This window comes from Brevibacterium marinum, assembly GCF_011927955.1.
In the GTDB taxonomy this organism is placed as follows: Bacteria; Actinomycetota; Actinomycetes; order Actinomycetales; family Brevibacteriaceae; genus Brevibacterium; species Brevibacterium marinum.
The window spans coordinates 2,185,943-2,202,417 of sequence record NZ_JAATJN010000001.1 but is presented as its reverse complement, the minus strand read 5'-3'; the positions used below and the strand labels follow the sequence as shown (position 1 = coordinate 2,202,417).

Sequence of the window (16,475 nt, the reverse complement as noted above, 5' to 3'; positions counted from 1 at the left end):
CTCCGAGCAGGCCGACCACACTCCGAGCGGGCCCAAAGCCCTCGGTGCGGCGGTGCGGAGGACTCAGGGCAGCGCGATGTCGGTCGTCGGCCCGACGAGGGACAGGGACTTCGGGCGTTCCATGAGCTGGCCGGCCATCGCGGACACCTGCGCGGAGGTGACCGAACGGACGCGTTCGATGAGATCGAGCGGAGATTCGAGGGGCACCCCGAAGATCTCCGATCGGGCCAGTCGATTCATGCGCGCGGCCGAGGACTCGAGCCCGAGGACCATCGACCCCGACAGCTGGGACACGATCGCATCCAACTCGGCCCGGCTCGGCTCCTCCTGTGCGAGACGGTCCCATTCGGCCAGCGCCAGATCGACCACGGACTGGCCGTTCTCCGGCGCACATCCGGCATAGATGCCGAACGTTCCGAAATCGGTGAACTGGCTCGCCATGCAGCTGACGGCGTAGGCGAGGCCGCGGTCTTCGCGCACGCTCTGGAACAGGCGGGAGGACATGCCGCCGCCGAGCATCGTCAGCAGCACCGAGTAGATGAAGCGATCCTCGTGCCCTTCCTCGAGGCCCTCACAGCCGAGGAGGATCCCCAGCTGTTCGTTGTCCTTATAGGTGTGGGAGCGGCCCGAGTGGAACGTGGGAGTCTCTCGCGCTCCCCGCCCGTCGGCGTCGGCCCCTCCTGCGGATGCATCGGCGCCGGTCGACTCGGCCCACGAGCGGGGCCCGGAACCCGAGTTCGCCTCGTTCAGAGCTTCTTCGACCATTGTCACGACCTCGTCGTGGGTGGCACCGCCTGCGGCGGCGATGACCAGACGCGGTGGGACATAGGTGGACGAATAGTGCTCGAGCAGCGTGTTGTGGTCGAGCATGCGGATCTGGTCCTTGGTCGCGCCGACCGGCCGTGCCAGTGGGTGGTCTCCGAAGATGAGCTCGTCGAAGTCGTCGAACAGGACGTCACCGGGGTCGTCGGCGGACATCGCCAGCTCTTCGATGATGACTCCGCGCTCGCGTGCGAACTCCTCGGCGTCCAGATTCGAGTTCGAGACCATGTCGACGAGCAGCGAGGTGATGTCGGCCAGGTCGGTGACCAGGCACCTCGAGTAGTAGCAGGTGAGCTCCTTGGCCGTGATGGCGTTGGAGTCTCCCCCGGTCTTGTCGAAGGCCGCGGCGATCGTCCTCGCGTCCTTCGTCGCCGTTCCCTTGAACAGCATGTGCTCGAGGAAATGGGTCGAGCCGGCGGTCTCTCTCGATTCGTCGCGCGATCCGGCCGCGACCCAGATGCCGATGGTCTCCGATGCCAGTCCGGGCATGTGTTCGGTGGTCACCGTCAGACCACCGGGGAGGACGGACCGATCAATCGGTGCGTCCTCCCCGGTGTGGGAATCCTTGAGTATCAGTTGTCTGATCCCTCTTCTTCGTCCTCATCGCCGACGGGTGAGAGCGAGAGCTTGCCCCGGTCGTCGATCTTCGTGATCTCGACCTGGACCTTCTGTCCGACTCCGACGACGTCTTCGACGTCCTCGACGCGTTTGCCATCGTTGAGCTTGCGCAGCTCGGAGATGTGCAGCAATCCGTCCTTGCCCGGTGTCAAGGAGACGAATGCGCCGAAGCTCATCGTCTTCACGACGGTTCCGAGGTAGCGTTCGCCGACCTCGGGCACCTGCGGGTTGGCGATCGCGTTGATCATCGAGCGGGCGGCCTCTGCAGCCGGTCCGTCGGCGGCGCCGATGAGCACGGTTCCGTCGTCTTCGACGCTGATGTCGGCGCCGGTGTCTTCCTGCATCTGGTTGATCATCTTGCCCTTGGGCCCGATGATCTCACCGATCTTGTCCACGGGGATGTTCACGGAGATGATGCGCGGAGCGGTCGGAGCCATCTCTGCCGGCGCGTCGATGGCCTCGGCGATGACGTCGAGGATGACCATGCGGGCTTCGCGAGCCTGCTTGAGTGCGGCACCGAGCACCGAGGCGGGCAGCCCGTCGAGCTTGGTGTCGAGCTGGATCGCCGTGATGAAGTCGCGCGTGCCGGCGACCTTGAAGTCCATGTCGCCGAAGGCGTCTTCGGCACCGAGGATGTCGGTCAGTGCCGCGTATGCGGTCTGGTCGCCGGTGTCGGTGGAGATGACGTCGGAGACGAGGCCCATGGCGATGCCGGCGACCGGAGCCTGCAGCGGCACACCGGCCGAGAGCATGGCCAGCGTCGAGGCGCAGACCGAGCCCATCGAGGTCGACCCGTTGGATCCGAGTGCCTCCGAGACCTCGCGGATGGCGTAGGGGAAGTCCTCGCGCTTGGGCAGAACCGGCACGAGCGCACGCTCCGCCAGGGCGCCGTGACCGATCTCGCGGCGCTTCGGGCTGCCCACACGACCGGTCTCACCGACCGAGTAGGGCGGGAAGTTGTAGTGGTGCATGTAGCGCTTCGAGGTCACGGGCGACAGCGAGTCGATGTGCTGTTCGAGCTTGAGCATGTTCAGCGTGGTCACACCGAGGATCTGCGTCTCTCCGCGCTCGAAGATCGCCGAGCCGTGTGCCCGTGGAATCACGTTGGTCTCGGCGGTCAGCGGACGGATGTCCTTGAGTCCCCGTCCGTCGATGCGGATCTGGTCGGTGAGGATGCGCTTGCGCACGACCTGTTTGGTCAGGGCGTTCAGCGCTCCGGCGATCTCCTTCTCGCGGCCTTCGAATCGCTCGCCGAGCTTGTCGAAGAGCTCCGAGAGGAGGACTTCTCCTGCGGCTTCGCGTTCCTGCTTGTCCGCGATCTGGAAGTTCTCGGTCTGCTTGGCTTCGGCGAGCTCTCGCACAGCTTCGTAGACGTCTTCTTCGTAGTCGTGGAAGACCGGGAATTCGACGGTCGGCTTGGCGGCGCTGTCGGCCAGCTCCTGCTGAGCACGGCAGAGTTCGCTGATGAAGGGCTTGGCCGCTTCGAGTCCCTCGGCCACGACTTCTTCGGTCGGTGCGGGCGCGCCGGTCTTGATCCGGTCCACGGCGTTGTCCGTGGCTTCGGCCTCGACCATCATGATGGCGACGTCGTCACCGACGACACGTCCGGCCACGACCATGTTGAACACGGCGTCATCGAGCTGCGAATGGTTCGGGAACGCGACCCACTGTCCGTCGATGAGTGCGATCCGCACACCGCCGATGGGGCCGGAGAAGGGCAGTCCGGAGAGCTGGGTCGACATCGAGGCCGCGTTGATGGCCAGGGCGTCGTAGATGTGGTCGGGGTGGATGGACATCACCGTGACGACGACCTGGACCTCGTTGCGCAGCCCCTTGACGAAGGATGGGCGCAGGGGACGGTCGATGAGTCGGCAGGTGAGGACGGCGTCGGTCGACGGGCGTCCTTCCCGGCGGAAGAACGATCCGGGGATGCGGCCGGCGGCGTACATGCGCTCTTCGACGTCGACGGTCAGGGGGAAGAAGTCGAAGCCCTCACGGGGGTTCTTGCCGGCCGAGGTGGCCGAGAAGAGCATGGTTTCGTCGTCGAGGTAGGCCACGGCCGAGCCGGCGGCCTGTTGTGCGAGCCGTCCTGTTTCGAAACGGACGGTGTGTGAGCCGAAGCTGCCATTGTCGATGTGCGCTACGGCGGATTCAGGGTTGAGTCCCACGTATTCTCCTTGTTCGTTGCCGACACGAGGGCGGGCACCTTCGAAGAGCGAAGGCGCAGAGCCCGCGTCGATCCGGCGGATATTGGCTTGGACATCCCATGGATCCAAGCCGGTCATCGATCGGGGCCCACGGAACCGGCGGGATTGTGCGCGTTCCTCCGGAGGCCACTACCGAGGACCGAAACGTCCATGGCATGATTGTCCACTTCGAAGTCTACCGCAGTTGCCGCAACGAGCGGTCGAGACGCACGCCACCCGTTCGACGCGGCAGATGCCGGCCCGTCTCGGGCTCTCGGTCGCGGAGCATGCCTGGAATCGCGAAGCGTGCCCGTGCGAAGCATACCCGCGCGGAGCATGCGCGGAAACGCGAAGAAGCGCCCCGCATGATGCGGGACGCTTCTCGTCGCCTGGGGCGCTCATCGGCAGAGCCGCTGTCGGCTCGCCCGGCTCGCGCTCAGTGGAGCCGTGTCGGTCTCAGCGACGCAGACCCAGGCGCTTGATGAGCGAACGGTAACGCTCGATCTCCACGCGCTGCAGGTACTTGAGCATCCTGCGGCGCTGGCCGACGAGGAGCAGCAGGCCGCGACGCGAGTGGTGGTCCTGCTTGTGATCCTTGAAGTGCTCGGTGAGCTCGGTGATCCGGCGGGTGAGCAGCGCGACCTGAACCTCGGGAGAACCGGTGTCGCCCTCGTGAGTTGCATATTCCTTGATGACCTCTTGCTTTTCAGCGGAACTGAGAGCCATGGGTGTCTCCTTTGCGATCATTGCGCGGCGCCAGGACAGGTCAGTCTCAGCACTATGGAACCGCGGCCGGTGAAAACGGCAGCGTTCAGCTTATCAGGTGTGGAGGACCTCGCGCACATCGGCAGTGTCCTCATGCATCTTGACGACGAGCTCATCCATCCCTGTGAAAGCCACCTGTCCGCGGATCCGAGCTACGAAGTCGAGGTCCATGTGTCTGCCGTAGACGTCGAACTCGCCGAACTCCTTGTCGAGCACATGAGCCTCGACCCGCCGAATATCGCCTTTGAACGTGGGGTTGGTGCCCACAGAGATCGCCGCGGGGTAGGCCTGGTCGTCGTCGGAGAACGTCGCCCATCCGGCGTAGACGCCGTCGGCGGGAACGAGGCCCTGGCCGTCCTCGGCGAGATTCGCGGTCGGGAATCCGAGATCGCGGCCGCGGGCATCGCCGTGGACGACCGTCCCTTCGACCCGGTGGTAGCGCCCCAGCTGATCGGCCGCCTCGGCGACATCACCGGCGATGATCTGATCGCGGATGCGTGAGGAGGAATAGCGTCCGCCGCGCCCGACCTCTTCGATCGTCTCGGTGCTGAATCCGTATTTCTCGCCGAGGCTGCGCAAGGTGTCGATGGTGCCTTCGTTGTCCTTGCCGAACCGCACATCGTCGCCGACGACGACGGTCTGACAGTGCAGGGCATCGACGAAGTACCTGCGGACGAACTCCTCTGCCGTCTGGTTCGCGAAGTCGAGATCGTAGTGCTGGACGAACAGGGCGTCGATGCCGGTCTCTGCCAACAGCGCCGCCTTCTGATCGGTGCTCGTGATCATCAGGGTGGGCTCATCCGGGCGGTGGACGGTGCGCGGGTGCGGGTCGAAGGTCATGGCCACGGAGCGCAGGGAACGTTGCCTGGCCAGGGCGGCGACTGCCTGGAGGACGGTTTGGTGTCCGCGGTGGACACCGTCGAAGTTGCCCAGGGTCACAACGGTGTCGACACCATCGGCCCCGACCTCATTCAGTCCGTGATACAGCTCCACTCGATGTTCGCTCCTTCCGTGCACCGAATCAGGTTATCTCAGAGATGTTCCGAGGCGCTAACCCGGGCGCGCATCAGGTGATGACGGCCCAGCCGAGGATGCCCATCAGCGAAGCGATCGTGATCGAGACGAACGTTCCGATGATGAATCGTTCACCCGCGGCCGCCGAGGATTTGATCTCCGCGAAACGGCCGAGTCCCTTCACGGCGACGACGACGGCCATGAGCTCGGGGCGTCCCAGCACGATGGCTCCGGCCACGAGGGCACGCTCGACGATGCCGATCCACATTCCGCCCCGCAGCACCTCGATGTCTTCGCTTCCGGTGCGGCTGGGCTTCGAGCCCGGCCCGACGTGGGTCATCCTCAGGAACAGCGGGACCAGCGGATACCCGCCGGCCGCGGCCACGATCGCCGTGAGGACCGCGATGAGCACATCAAACCACATGGTCACCTGCTTTGCGAGAGATGGAAGGCGGACAGCGTGAGGGCGCCTGCGATGAGTTCCACCCCGCCCGGTGAGAGGACACGCGATACAGCCTGCTGGGAGACGTCGAACTCCGCGGCGATGTCCGCCTGGGTGGAGTCGGGATGATCGAGCCGATGCTCGATGTAGCGTCTGGATCGGGGATGGATGTTCTCGATCGTCCAGACCATCAGGCGCAGAGCGCTCTCGGCGAGATGGGCCTGTGCGGCCGCCGCGTCGACGACGAGATGGGCGGGTGCACCCTTCGCCGCTTCGACCGCCCGCCTCGCGGCGTAGAAGGCCTCTCCCCTGCCTTCGGCCGTGGAGTCCGGCAGCGGGACGTCGACCGGTCCGATCCCGATGCCGATGTGCCACCCCGTCCGACCGGCCAGCAGACGCACGGCCAGGCTCACCTGCTCGGGCGAGTCGAGGACACCCTGGACCTCGTCGCCGATGGTGCGTGTGAAGCCGCGTGCCGTCTCGACCCGCTGGAGCATGTCGAGCGCCTCGGGCACCTCATCCGCACGGTCTCTCGAGCCACGCTGATCGATGGTCATGACGTACATGTCCCAAGTACACCAAACACCGCCGGAGCAGACAAGTGTTCAAGTTGTATTTATCAAATACAAGCGAATGAGTTGTTGGATCAGGCGAGGTCGATGGCGAAGGCGGTCAGAGACTTCAGCCCTCCCCCGGGACGCACCTCGGCGATGGAGACGAGGTCCTCACCGCAGGTCACCGCGATCTCGTCGTCCGCAGACGGAGCGCGGTCGGTGGTGATGGTCTTTCCCTGCATGAGGGCTTGGGCCTCGGCGGCATCGACGCTCATGTTCGGCAGCAGCGTCCGTGCCACCTCGGCGAGGGTTCTCAGCCGGGGCGGATCGATGTCGAGGTCCTCAGGGATCGTCACCGCCTCGTCGATGTCGAATGCGCCGACGCGGGTGCGCCGCAGAGCGGTGAGATGACCATGGACGCCGAGGCTGTCCCCGAGATCGCGTGCCAGGGCACGCACGTAGGTGCCCGAGGAGCAGTCGACCTCGACGTCGACGTCGACGTGGCCCTCCGCAGCCCTATAGCGGGTCTCGCGAATGGCGAAGGTCGAGACTTCGACCCGGCGGGCCTTGAGAGAGACGTCCTCGCCCGCGCGGACACGGGCATAGGAGCGCTGGCCGTCGACCTTGATCGCGGAGACCGCGCTGGGCACCTGGTCGATGGAGCCCGTGAGTGCGGAGACCCCCTCGGCGATCGCGGCGTCGGTGACGGCGGCAAGGGCCGAGGGGTCGGCGAAGAGATCCGGTTCGGAGTCGGCGTCGTCGGTGGGCGTGGCCGCGCCGAGTCGGATGGTCGCCCGATACGTCTTGGAGACGCCGGTGAGGTAGCCCAGCAGTTTGGTCCCGCGGCCCAGGCCGAGAACGAGCACGCCCGTGGCCATGGGATCGAGGGTCCCGGCATGCCCGACCTTGCGGGTGCCGTACCAGCGTCGAATCCGGGAGACGACGCCGTGGGAAGTCAGGCCCTGGGGCTTGTCGCAGACGAGGACGCCCTGCGGCGAGGTATCACTCACGTGGCCGATGCGATCAGTTGAACGACGCGTGCACGTGGTCGAAGTGGTTGTCCGTCGGTGAGCCTCGGTCTTCCATGCTGCTCCAGCCGCTGCCCGGCTGCCAGATGCGCTGCTCCCAGATGATGTACTTGACGTTGAGCGCGCTCTGGTTCTGGATCAGGTACTCGGCGATACGGTCGCCGGTGGACCCGGTGATCATGATGTCGACGGCGGCACCGGTGTAGTGGTCTGAGCTGCCCGACCCTGGCCGAACGCCACCGTAGGTCTTGACCTCGGGGAACTTCGCGCAGACCGCGCGGTAACCGTTGACGGCGTTGGGCTGCAGCCCGGATTCGATGGAGGACGAGACCGAGCAGGGCTCGTTCGAGATGCCCTCTGGGGTGTCTCCGCCTTCGGATGACTTCTCGTCCGAGGCCTTCGCGGTGCCGGACTCCGCCTCGGCCTTCTCCCTCGTCGGCGACGGCTTGGGGGACTTGACGTCGAGCGTCGTCTTCGAAGTCTTGTTCTTGTACTTGGGATCGTCCTTGACGTCCTCGAGGTACTCTTCGCCGGCCTTCTCACGCTGGGCTTCGATCTGGTCCTGGCTGACTGCAGAGGGGCTCGTCTGCTCTTCCTGCTGTGACGTGTCAGCGGCCTCGGTCGTGACATTGCCGGTATCGGGGGGTCCCATGGCGACGGTCGAGCCGACGACGGCGGCGGTGGCCGCGGCGGGAACGGCGATCGCGGCAACGACGGGACGCTGCCTGACGGTGGCCAGCACGGAGGTGGCCGTCGACGGCGCATCAGCGGAGTGCCGACCCGCAGAGCGTTTGCTGGCAGGGGTCAGGTCCCGTACCAGCTGCTTAGCGAAGCCAGGCTTTGGCGAAGAGTGCTTACCCAATGCAGAAATCCCTTAACAGAGTCGTAATCATTTCGTTACCGGAAAAAGTCTAGACCAGATCACAAAGATAACAAAACTGTTACGTGAAGTTTTTTCGCAAAGGTGATTGAGATCGCGTTCGCACCGGCAGGGCCGTTTGTCGCCCGCGTGTCGGCAGTGTCGATACGTCGACTGCGTCTCGTCGGTCGTCGTCGCGTCGACTGTCTGTCGTCAGTCGTCGTCGCGGGTCTTATAGGGATCTTCGTCCCCGGCAGGCTCGGCGTCCCTGGCCAGGTCAGCGATCCTGGCATCGTTGGCTGCGGCTTCGGCCAGGAGTCCGTCCAGATGGGCAGCGGCCTCCGGGACGGAGTCCGCGATGAATTCGAGGCTCGGTGTGAGACGGATCGTCAGCCCCTTGCCCACCTCGGAGCGGATGAAGCCCTTCGCCGACTCCAGCGCCTTGCCCGTGGCTTCCAGGTCCTGATCGTCACCGAACACGGTGTAGAAGATCGAGGCGTGCTGCAGGTCTCCGGTCACACGCACATCGGTGACCGTGACGAATCCGAGACGGGGGTCTTTGAGTCTGCGTTCGATCGTGCCGGCGACGATGACCTTGATCTGGTCGGCGATCTTACGCGGCCGAGTTGCATCTGCCATTGTGTCTTCCTTCTTCATGAGCTGGAACCGAGTGTGTGCGGCGGTGACCGTATGTATTCGTCGGTGACTCTATCTGTATGTCTCGGCCGGATCGGGCCGAGCGGGATTGCGGTGTGCGACAAGAGCAGACCGGGTCCTGCCCGAGCAGTGTGCAGGCGAGGCGGCTCATGCCGCCCGCTCGCACACGGCCCGCGCAGAACCCGGTGTGACAGCCATCGCTGATCAGTCGCGAGGCTTCTCGCGCATCTCGACGGTCTCGATGATGTCGCCGACCTTGAGATCGTTGAAACTGCCCAGTCCGATACCGCACTCGAATCCTTCGCGGACCTCGGTGGCATCGTCCTTGAAGCGACGCAGGGACTCGATCTTGACCTTGTCGCCGACGACGACTCCATCACGTGTGACGCGAGCAGAGGCGTTCCTGGTGATGTGCCCATCGCGGACGATGGAGCCGGCGATGTTGCCGAACTTCGAGGACCGGAAGACTTCGCGGATCTCCGCGGTGCCCGTCTGGACCTCTTCGTACTCCGGCTTGAGCATGCCCTTGAGCGAGCTCTCGATGTCGTCGATCGCCTGGTAGATGACCGAGTAGTACCTGACGTCGACCCCTTCGCGGTCGGCCAGGTCGCGAGCCTTCGCCTCCGGCCGGACGTTGAAGCCGATGACGATCGCATTGTCGACCGTGGCCAGGTTGATGTCGTTCTCGGTGATCGCACCGACTCCGCGGTGGATGATGCGCAGGTCGACCTCGTCGCCCACATCGATCTTGAGCAGCGAGTCCTCCAGCGCTTCGACCGCACCGGACACGTCGCCCTTGAGGATGAGGTTGAGCATGTCGACCTTGCCCTCCGCCAGTGCCTTGGTGAAGTCCTCGAGGCTGATCCGCTTGCGTCCGCGAGCCTGAGCCGCGTTGCGCTCGATGGCGTCGCGCTTCTCAGCGATCTGACGGGCCGTGCGATCGTCATCGGTGGAAATGAACGTATCACCGGCGCGCGGCACGGACGACAGCCCCAGCACCTGGACGGGACGCGATGGGCCCGCCTCGGCGACCTGATTGCCGTTCTCATCGAACATCGCACGCACGCGGCCATAGGCCGTGCCGCACACGATGGCGTCTCCCTGGTGCAGGGTGCCGGAGTCGACGAGGACGGTGGCGACCGCACCGCGACCCTTGTCCAGCTTGGCCTCGATGGCGATGCCGCGAGCGGACTTGTCCGGGTTGGCCCGCAGGTCCAGCGCGGCATCGGTGGTCAGCAGCACGGATTCGAGCAGCTGGTCGATGCCCTCGCGCTTGAGCGCGGAGATCGGGACGAACATGGTCTCGCCGCCGTACTCCTCGGCCACCAGGTTGTACTCGGTCAGCTGCTGCATGACCTTGGCGGGATTCGCGCCTTCCTTGTCGACCTTATTCACCGCGACCACGATCGGCACATCCGCCGCCTGCGCGTGGTTGAGCGCTTCAACCGTCTGCGGCATGACGCCGTCATCGGCTGCGACCACGAGGATCGCAAGGTCCGTCGACTTCGCACCGCGGGCACGCATGGCGGTGAACGCCTCGTGACCGGGGGTGTCGAGGAAGGTGAGTTTGCGATCGGCATCGTCGTGTTCGACCTCGACCTGGTAGGCACCGATGTGCTGGGTGATCCCACCGGCCTCGCGGCCGGCGACGTTGGCCGACCGGATCGCGTCCAGAAGTTTGGTCTTACCGTGATCGACGTGACCCATGACCGTGATAACCGGTGGACGGGCAGCCAGGTCCTCATCGTCCTCTTCCGCGGCTTCGGCGTCGAGGTCGATGTCGAAGGTCTCGAGCAGCTCGCGGTCCTCGTCCTCGGGCGAGACGATCTCGATCTTGTAACCGAGTTCCTCACCGAGGACCTCGAACGTCCCCTCGTCCAATGACTGGGTGATGGTCGCCATCTCGCCGAGGTGGAACAGCACCGTCACGAGGTTGGTCGGATCGGTGTTGATCTTCTCGGCGAAGTCTGCCAACGAGGATCCGCGGCGCAGACGCAGCGGGGTGTTGCCGTCACCGCGTGGAACGGAGACGCCGCCGACGGACGGCGTCTGCATCTGCTCGAACTCGGCGCGCTTGGCCCGCTTCGACTTGCGTCCCTTCTGACGGGGACCGCCGCCGCGGCCGAATGCACCCTGAGTGCTTCCACGACCCCGGCCCGAGCCGCGTCCACCGGGACCACCCGGTCCGCGACGTCCGCCTGGTCCTCCGCCCGGGGCGCCGCCTGGACCGCCCGGACCGCCGGCCGGCGCGTTGCCGCGACCTCCGCCACGGCCGCGACTGGGCGCCGGCTTGTTGAGCGCGGAGTTCTTCAGCATCGACGGGTTGGGACGGGGCGCGCCAGGACGCGGTCCCGGACGTGGTCCGTCCGAGCTCTCCTCGCCGGCTGGGCGAGGCTTCTGGCCCGGCTTGGGCATACCCTGCGAGTTCGCGAACGGGTTGTTGCCCGGACGCGCGCCCGGGCCTCCCTGACCACCGGAGCGGTTACCGGACTTGGAGCCTCCGCGGCCGCCGGACTTGGGCATCCCCTGGGCGGAAGCGAACGGATTGTTTCCGGGACGGGCCGACGAACGACCGCCCGGTTTGGGTGCAGCACCCGGCTTCGGGCCGGCACCAGGTTTGGGCGCAGCACCGGGCTTCGGTGCGCCGCCCGGCTTGGGAGCCGCCCCCGGATTCGGAGTCGGGGCTCCCGGCTTCGGTGCGTTCGGCTTGGCTGCCGGCTTGGCCTCGGCCGAGGAGTCGGCTGGGCCGGTCTCGGCAGCGTCGGCTGCGGCGCCGGATTTGGGCCCCGCAGCCGGTTTGGCAGCAGGCTTCGCCTCGGTCGACTCGGGTACGGGCTTCGTTTCGGTCGACTCGGTCGCCGACTGCGCCGCTGCGGAGTCGGATTCGGCCGCATCGGTCTTCGCCGAAGGGGCCTTCGGGCCGGGCTTGGCTCCCGGTTTGGCCTGGGTCTTAGCGCCGGGTTTGGGGGCTCCGGGCTTCGCCGCGGGCTTGGCTCCGGGCTTGGCCGCCGACTTCGAGCCACCGGATGCGCCGGAGGTCTTGTCGCCGCCGGGTTCGGCCGGAGCGGAATCGGCGAACGCTTCCCTCACCTTGCGCACGACAGGTGCTTCAAGGGTCGAGGAGGCGGAGCGAACGAATTCGCCCTGGTCCTGCAGTTTCTCGAGGACGTTCTTGCTTGTAGTGCCGAGCTCCTTCGCGAGCTCATGGACACGGGGCTTTGCCACAGTTCTCCTGTCCGGGTTCTTTCCCGGTCAGGAAAGAACCTCATCAATGAAGAGCAGTTCTCATTTCACTGCTCTCTCGAATTCCGATAGCGGTGTCATCGCACGACACTCACAACTTGTCATCCATTCGGGCTACCCGCTCTTCTTGGGTTCGGTATCCATCCTCGGCAGATCCGAGGCGGTGACCTTCGTTCGAAAGGCTCGAGCAAAGGACGCGGATGTCAGTGCCCTCTTCAGGCACGTGGCATCCGGGTGCACCCAGGCTCCTCGCCCGGGCAGTGTCGCTGACACGTCGTGGACGATGGCCGGATGCTGATCGGGGCGAATCACGAATCGTGTGAGCTCGTCCCGGTCGGCCTTCTGCCTGCAGGCGATGCACGTCCTTCGGGGTGCGGCGCCTACATTCACAGTTCTTAATTCTACAGCACTTCCACCCTCGCCCGCGCCATCCCCCTGCGTGGTTCAGATCACGCCTGACGCCTACTCGCCGGCGATGATGTCGATCTTCCAGCCGGTGAGTTTGGCTGCCAGACGCGCATTCTGACCCTCTTTGCCGATGGCCAGGGACAGTTGGTCGCGCGGGACGAGTGCACGTGATTCCTGCATATCCGCATCGATGATGTCGACCTGCGACGCCTTGGCCGGTGACAGGGCGTGTCCGATGAACTGGGCCGGATCGTCGTTGTAGTCGACGATGTCGATCTTCTCCTGGCCCAGCTCATTCATCACGGCACGGACGCGGGAGCCGAGTTCGCCGATGCAGGAACCCTTCGCATTCACACCGGGCTTCGTCGCACGCACCGCGAGCTTGGTTCGGTGACCGGCTTCACGGGCCAGGGAGACGATCTCGACGGTGCCGTCGGCGATTTCGGGCGTCTCGTGCGCGAACAGTTTGCGCACGAGGTTCGGGTGCGTGCGCGAGACGGTCACAGAGGTGCCCTTCGGCCCCTTGTGGACATCGGCGATATAGACGCGGAGGCGTGTTCCGTGCCGGTAGGTCTCACCGGGGACCTGCTCGTGCGGAGGCAGCACCGCTTCGACATCGCCGAGGTCGACCTGGACCATCTGCGGGTCCCTGCCCTGCTGGATGGTGCCGGACACGATCTCGCCTTCGCGGCCCTTGAAGCTGCCGAGCAGCGATTCGTCCTCGACGTCGCGCAGACGCTGGTGGATGACCTGGCGAGCGGTCTGCGCCGCGATGCGTCCGAACCCGGCGGGGGTGTCGTCGAATTCACCGATCGGGTTGTCGTCATTGTCGAACTCGACGGCGAGGATCCGGACCTCCCCCGAAGACTTGTCCAGCTCGGCGCGAGCATCGGGCCAGGCGCCTTCGGTTTTCTGATAAGCGAGGTAGAGCGCCTGTTCGATGAGTTCGATCAGCGTCTCGAGCGGAATCTCCCGCTCTCGCTCGATAATGCGCAGAACACTGAGGTCGATATCCATGGCCTATATCCTCTCCGGCTCCCTCGAGCATTGAATTGTCTGTCTTCATTTATGCAGGCGTGACATTCTATCGCAGTTTGGACTCACCGGAACTTGAGTTCGACCTGCGCCTTGACGATGTCTGGCAGCGACACCGTCCGCTTCTCACGACTGGCGGGGTCGGTTCCCGAAATTGAGTTCTCGCCCACATCGGCGAGATCGAGCTTGAACGAGTCCTTCTTCGTCGTGATCTCGAGCCTGCGGCCGAGCACACGTTTGAAGTGCCGGGGGCACTCGAGCTTCCTCGTCGCCCCCGGGCTGGTCACCTCGAGCTGATAGGGCTTGTCCCGAAAGATCTCGACCTCGTCGAGGGTGTCTCCGACCAGACGGCTGGATTCGGCGATCTTGTCCATCGACATCGCCTCCGTGCTGGATTCGTCGAGGTCGACGACGACCGTCAGCGTCCGCCGCGGTCCCGCGGCGACGGCCTTGACCGATTCCAGGTGAAATCCGGACGTCCTGAGCGGTTCCCGCAGCAGCTCTTCGATCCGAGCCACGTCCTCGTCCATATCTCCTCCAGTCCTCGTCCCGATCGCGGGGTCTGCTCCCCGCTCCTCGGACGATCTCGATGCCCTGCTGATTGCCTATGCTCAACCCTAAGCGACTCCCCTGACCGAGGTTAAGCATCCGCTAGGATTGGGCTATGCGTTTTCCCGTCAGCCGTCGTTCTCTTCTCCTCTTCGGTGCAAGCGGGGCGAGCCTGAGCCTGCTGTCGGGCTGCGGTCTGAGACTCGACACCGGGCCTGACGTTCCGACGCTGGATGACACGGATCGGCTGCGCAACAAGGTCGCCCGGATCCTGGACGCCACCACGCCGGACGGCTCCGACACCGACACGGCACGCGAGGATCTGCAGAAGCTGCGGAAGGCGATCGGACCGATCTGGTCACCCCCGAGTCAGATGGCCACCGATCCCCCACCGACCGAGAAGTCCCGCACCTACATTCAGGCCGCCGAGGCGGTCACCGAGGAGGTGTTCAGTGCCCTCCCGAGCCTGTCCCCACCCCTCATCCCCGTCCTCGTGGATGCGGCCACCGGGTTGGCGGTGACGGCGGGAGCCGAGGACTCCGGGATTCTCCGCAGCTGCGAATCCCTCATCCGCGACTCACGTGCCTCCGTCGGCGGGTCCCCTGCCGACCGCGCTTCCGAACAGTCCACTGAGACCGCACCGTCAGCTGAGACCCCACAGCCTGCGGGTGCCCCAGGGCCACAGGTGTGGAATGCGATCCTCGACCGGGCTCGGGCAGCCTCCTACGGCTACGAGCGTCTGACCGTGATGTTCGATGCAAAGTCGCCCCAGCGCCGACGCGGTGTGGCTCGACTGGAGTCCCTGGGCTCGCTGGCCGGAGAGATGCTCGAGAAACTGGGCGAGACCGATGCGGACCCGGGCGCGCCCGCTTGGAACCTCGACCCAAGCCCCACCGATCCCGCGACCGCCGAGGAGCTGGCCCTGAACCTCGAAGACGGCCTGGCGGCGGCGCTTCTGCCCTGGCTGCGCAGCGATGGGTCGGCCGCGCTGCGGCTGTGGGAATCGGCACGTGCACGGACGGTCTTCACGATTCCGCAGGTGCTTCGGTACTCCTATCCCGGGGAGTCCGGTGAGGCGGAGGCGAAGAAGTGAAGGTGCCGCCGGTTCTGTTCAACTCCACTCGCGACATCATCGGCGAGTTCCGCACCTCCTCCTGGACCGCCGCACTGGATTTCATGGCCAATGAGCTCAGCGACCGGTGGCAGCTGAGTTTCGACGACGTCCCCGGCGCGCCCTGGGCCGGCTGCGAGAGCCTCGTCATCCCGGTCCTGACCCAGGAGAACTATCAGGGCGTTCTGCGGTTCGCTGCCCCCACCTCGGCGCATACGGCCGCACATGCGCAGGCGCTGCGGGCACTGAAGATGTGGAACGGCCACGGCGCGGTGAGGGTCATCAGAGACGATCACAGCTTCCGGGTGACGCTGCAGGAGCGATTGCGAACGACGGACAACCTCTCCGTACTGCCGCTGGCCGATGTGCCCCCGGTCTGGGGAGCCCTGCAGCGCTCGCTCGAGGTTCCGGCGGACGCGGACTTCCTGCGCGTTCAAGACGTCGCCGCAGGATGGCTGAGCACCTTCGACGCCGATGCGAGTCTGCTGAGCGGATGGTCGGAAGCCGGGCCGGGTGATTCTCTGCTGCTCTCGTTCGCCCGGAACTGGATGCACACGCTCGCCGCATCGGACGAGAATTGGCTCATCCACGCCGATCTGCACTACTACAACATCCTCGCCGGCAACCCGGATTCCGCCGGGATCTCGACGTGGAAGGCCATCGACCCGCTGCCGCTCTCGGGCCCCACCGCATACACTCTGGCACCGGTGCTGTGGAACCGCCTGGTCGAGATCCCGTCCCAGCATCCGCAGGCCCAGGCCGCCTGGCTGCGCGGATTCGCCACCGATCTCGCCCTGTGTGCCGGCATGGATCCGCAGTACGGGATGGGCGCCGCAGTCGCCCGAGAGATCACGAACATGTTCTGGTATCTGCGCTCGGCCCGGGGCGGAGCGACCGGACCACTCGCCGATGCTGCGAGGTCGCTGTGGGTCGCACGTGCGCTGTCGGGTGCCGACGTCGCCGGCGTCAACGCCCACGCCCTCAAGCCCATCGGCTGACTCAGCCTTGTCCCAGCAACCCCCACCGCCGCTGTGCAACCCCACCGCCACTGAGCAACCCCTTCCGCCACTGAGCGACACCTTCCGCCACTGAGCGACACCTTCCGCCGCTGAGCAACCCCTAGCGGCCTTGGCAACCCCGCGGTCACCGAGCAACCCCGCGGTCGAGGCCAGCAACCTTCCGGT

General features: G+C 65.7%; 15 protein-coding genes. 2 read left to right on the top strand and 13 right to left on the bottom strand.

Features of this window, described 5'->3' with window-relative positions; translation table 11 throughout:
* Positions 1-63 precede the first annotated feature (63 nt).
* The 13 genes from BKA07_RS09720 to BKA07_RS09660 all read right to left on the bottom strand — a co-directional run bounded on the left by BKA07_RS09720 (position 64) and on the right by BKA07_RS09660 (position 14,161).
* Entirely contained in the window at positions 64-1,326 is a 1,263-nt protein-coding gene (locus BKA07_RS09720) for a M16 family metallopeptidase (protein WP_342449025.1), read from the bottom strand.
* Positions 1,327-1,394: 68 nt separating this feature from the next.
* Positions 1,395-3,608 carry a polyribonucleotide nucleotidyltransferase gene (locus BKA07_RS09715; RefSeq protein WP_167950727.1) on the bottom strand — a complete coding sequence of 738 codons (2,214 nt, stop codon included), beginning with the start codon at positions 3,606-3,608 and terminating at the stop codon, positions 1,395-1,397.
* Positions 3,609-4,082: 474 nt separating this feature from the next.
* On the bottom strand, positions 4,083-4,352 hold the full coding sequence (gene rpsO / locus BKA07_RS09710; protein ID WP_167950726.1) for a 30S ribosomal protein S15: 270 nt from the start codon (positions 4,350-4,352) through the stop codon (positions 4,083-4,085).
* 93 nt (positions 4,353-4,445) lie between these two features.
* Positions 4,446-5,384, bottom strand: coding sequence for a bifunctional riboflavin kinase/FAD synthetase (locus tag BKA07_RS09705; protein ID WP_167950725.1), 939 nt, complete (start codon positions 5,382-5,384; stop codon positions 4,446-4,448).
* A gap of 73 nt (positions 5,385-5,457) precedes the next feature.
* Positions 5,458-5,829: a hypothetical protein gene (locus BKA07_RS09700; RefSeq protein ID WP_167950724.1), complete on the bottom strand. Its 372-nt coding sequence runs from the start codon at positions 5,827-5,829 to the stop codon at positions 5,458-5,460.
* A 2-nt stretch (positions 5,830-5,831) separates the two neighbouring features.
* Positions 5,832-6,413 (bottom strand): hypothetical protein, encoded by a 582-nt coding sequence (locus BKA07_RS09695; RefSeq protein WP_167950723.1) that lies wholly within the window; start codon positions 6,411-6,413, stop codon positions 5,832-5,834.
* An 80-nt stretch (positions 6,414-6,493) separates the two neighbouring features.
* A complete protein-coding gene (gene truB, locus BKA07_RS09690) occupies positions 6,494-7,411 on the bottom strand; it encodes a tRNA pseudouridine(55) synthase TruB (RefSeq protein WP_167950722.1) in 918 nt (305 codons plus the stop codon).
* 13 nt (positions 7,412-7,424) lie between these two features.
* Positions 7,425-8,291, bottom strand: a complete 867-nt coding sequence (locus BKA07_RS09685; protein WP_167950721.1) for a VldE C-terminal domain-containing protein — start codon at positions 8,289-8,291, stop codon at positions 7,425-7,427.
* 210 nt (positions 8,292-8,501) lie between these two features.
* Positions 8,502-8,927, bottom strand: coding sequence for a 30S ribosome-binding factor RbfA (gene rbfA, locus BKA07_RS09680; RefSeq protein ID WP_167950720.1), 426 nt, complete (start codon positions 8,925-8,927; stop codon positions 8,502-8,504).
* A 222-nt stretch (positions 8,928-9,149) separates the two neighbouring features.
* A complete protein-coding gene (gene infB, locus BKA07_RS09675) occupies positions 9,150-12,170 on the bottom strand; it encodes a translation initiation factor IF-2 (protein WP_167950719.1) in 3,021 nt (1,006 codons plus the stop codon).
* Positions 12,171-12,302: 132 nt separating this feature from the next.
* A complete protein-coding gene (locus tag BKA07_RS09670; protein WP_167950718.1) occupies positions 12,303-12,578 on the bottom strand; it encodes a DUF448 domain-containing protein in 276 nt (91 codons plus the stop codon).
* A 72-nt stretch (positions 12,579-12,650) separates the two neighbouring features.
* The gene (gene nusA / locus BKA07_RS09665) at positions 12,651-13,613 is read right to left on the bottom strand and encodes a transcription termination factor NusA (RefSeq protein ID WP_167950717.1); all 963 of its coding nucleotides are present in this window, start codon (positions 13,611-13,613) and stop codon (positions 12,651-12,653) included.
* Positions 13,614-13,696: 83 nt separating this feature from the next.
* Positions 13,697-14,161: a ribosome maturation factor RimP gene (locus tag BKA07_RS09660; protein WP_167950716.1), complete on the bottom strand. Its 465-nt coding sequence runs from the start codon at positions 14,159-14,161 to the stop codon at positions 13,697-13,699.
* 134 nt (positions 14,162-14,295) lie between these two features.
* On the opposite strand from BKA07_RS09660, the gene BKA07_RS09655 reads away from it, so the two are divergent.
* Both BKA07_RS09655 and BKA07_RS09650 read left to right on the top strand, forming a co-directional pair.
* A complete protein-coding gene (locus tag BKA07_RS09655) occupies positions 14,296-15,273 on the top strand; it encodes a hypothetical protein (protein ID WP_167950715.1) in 978 nt (325 codons plus the stop codon).
* Complete coding sequence (locus BKA07_RS09650; RefSeq protein WP_167950714.1) at positions 15,270-16,289, top strand: aminoglycoside phosphotransferase family protein; 1,020 nt, start codon at positions 15,270-15,272, stop codon at positions 16,287-16,289. The genes BKA07_RS09655 and BKA07_RS09650 overlap by 4 nt, the downstream gene beginning before the upstream one ends.
* The last annotated feature ends 186 nt before the right edge of the window (positions 16,290-16,475 follow it).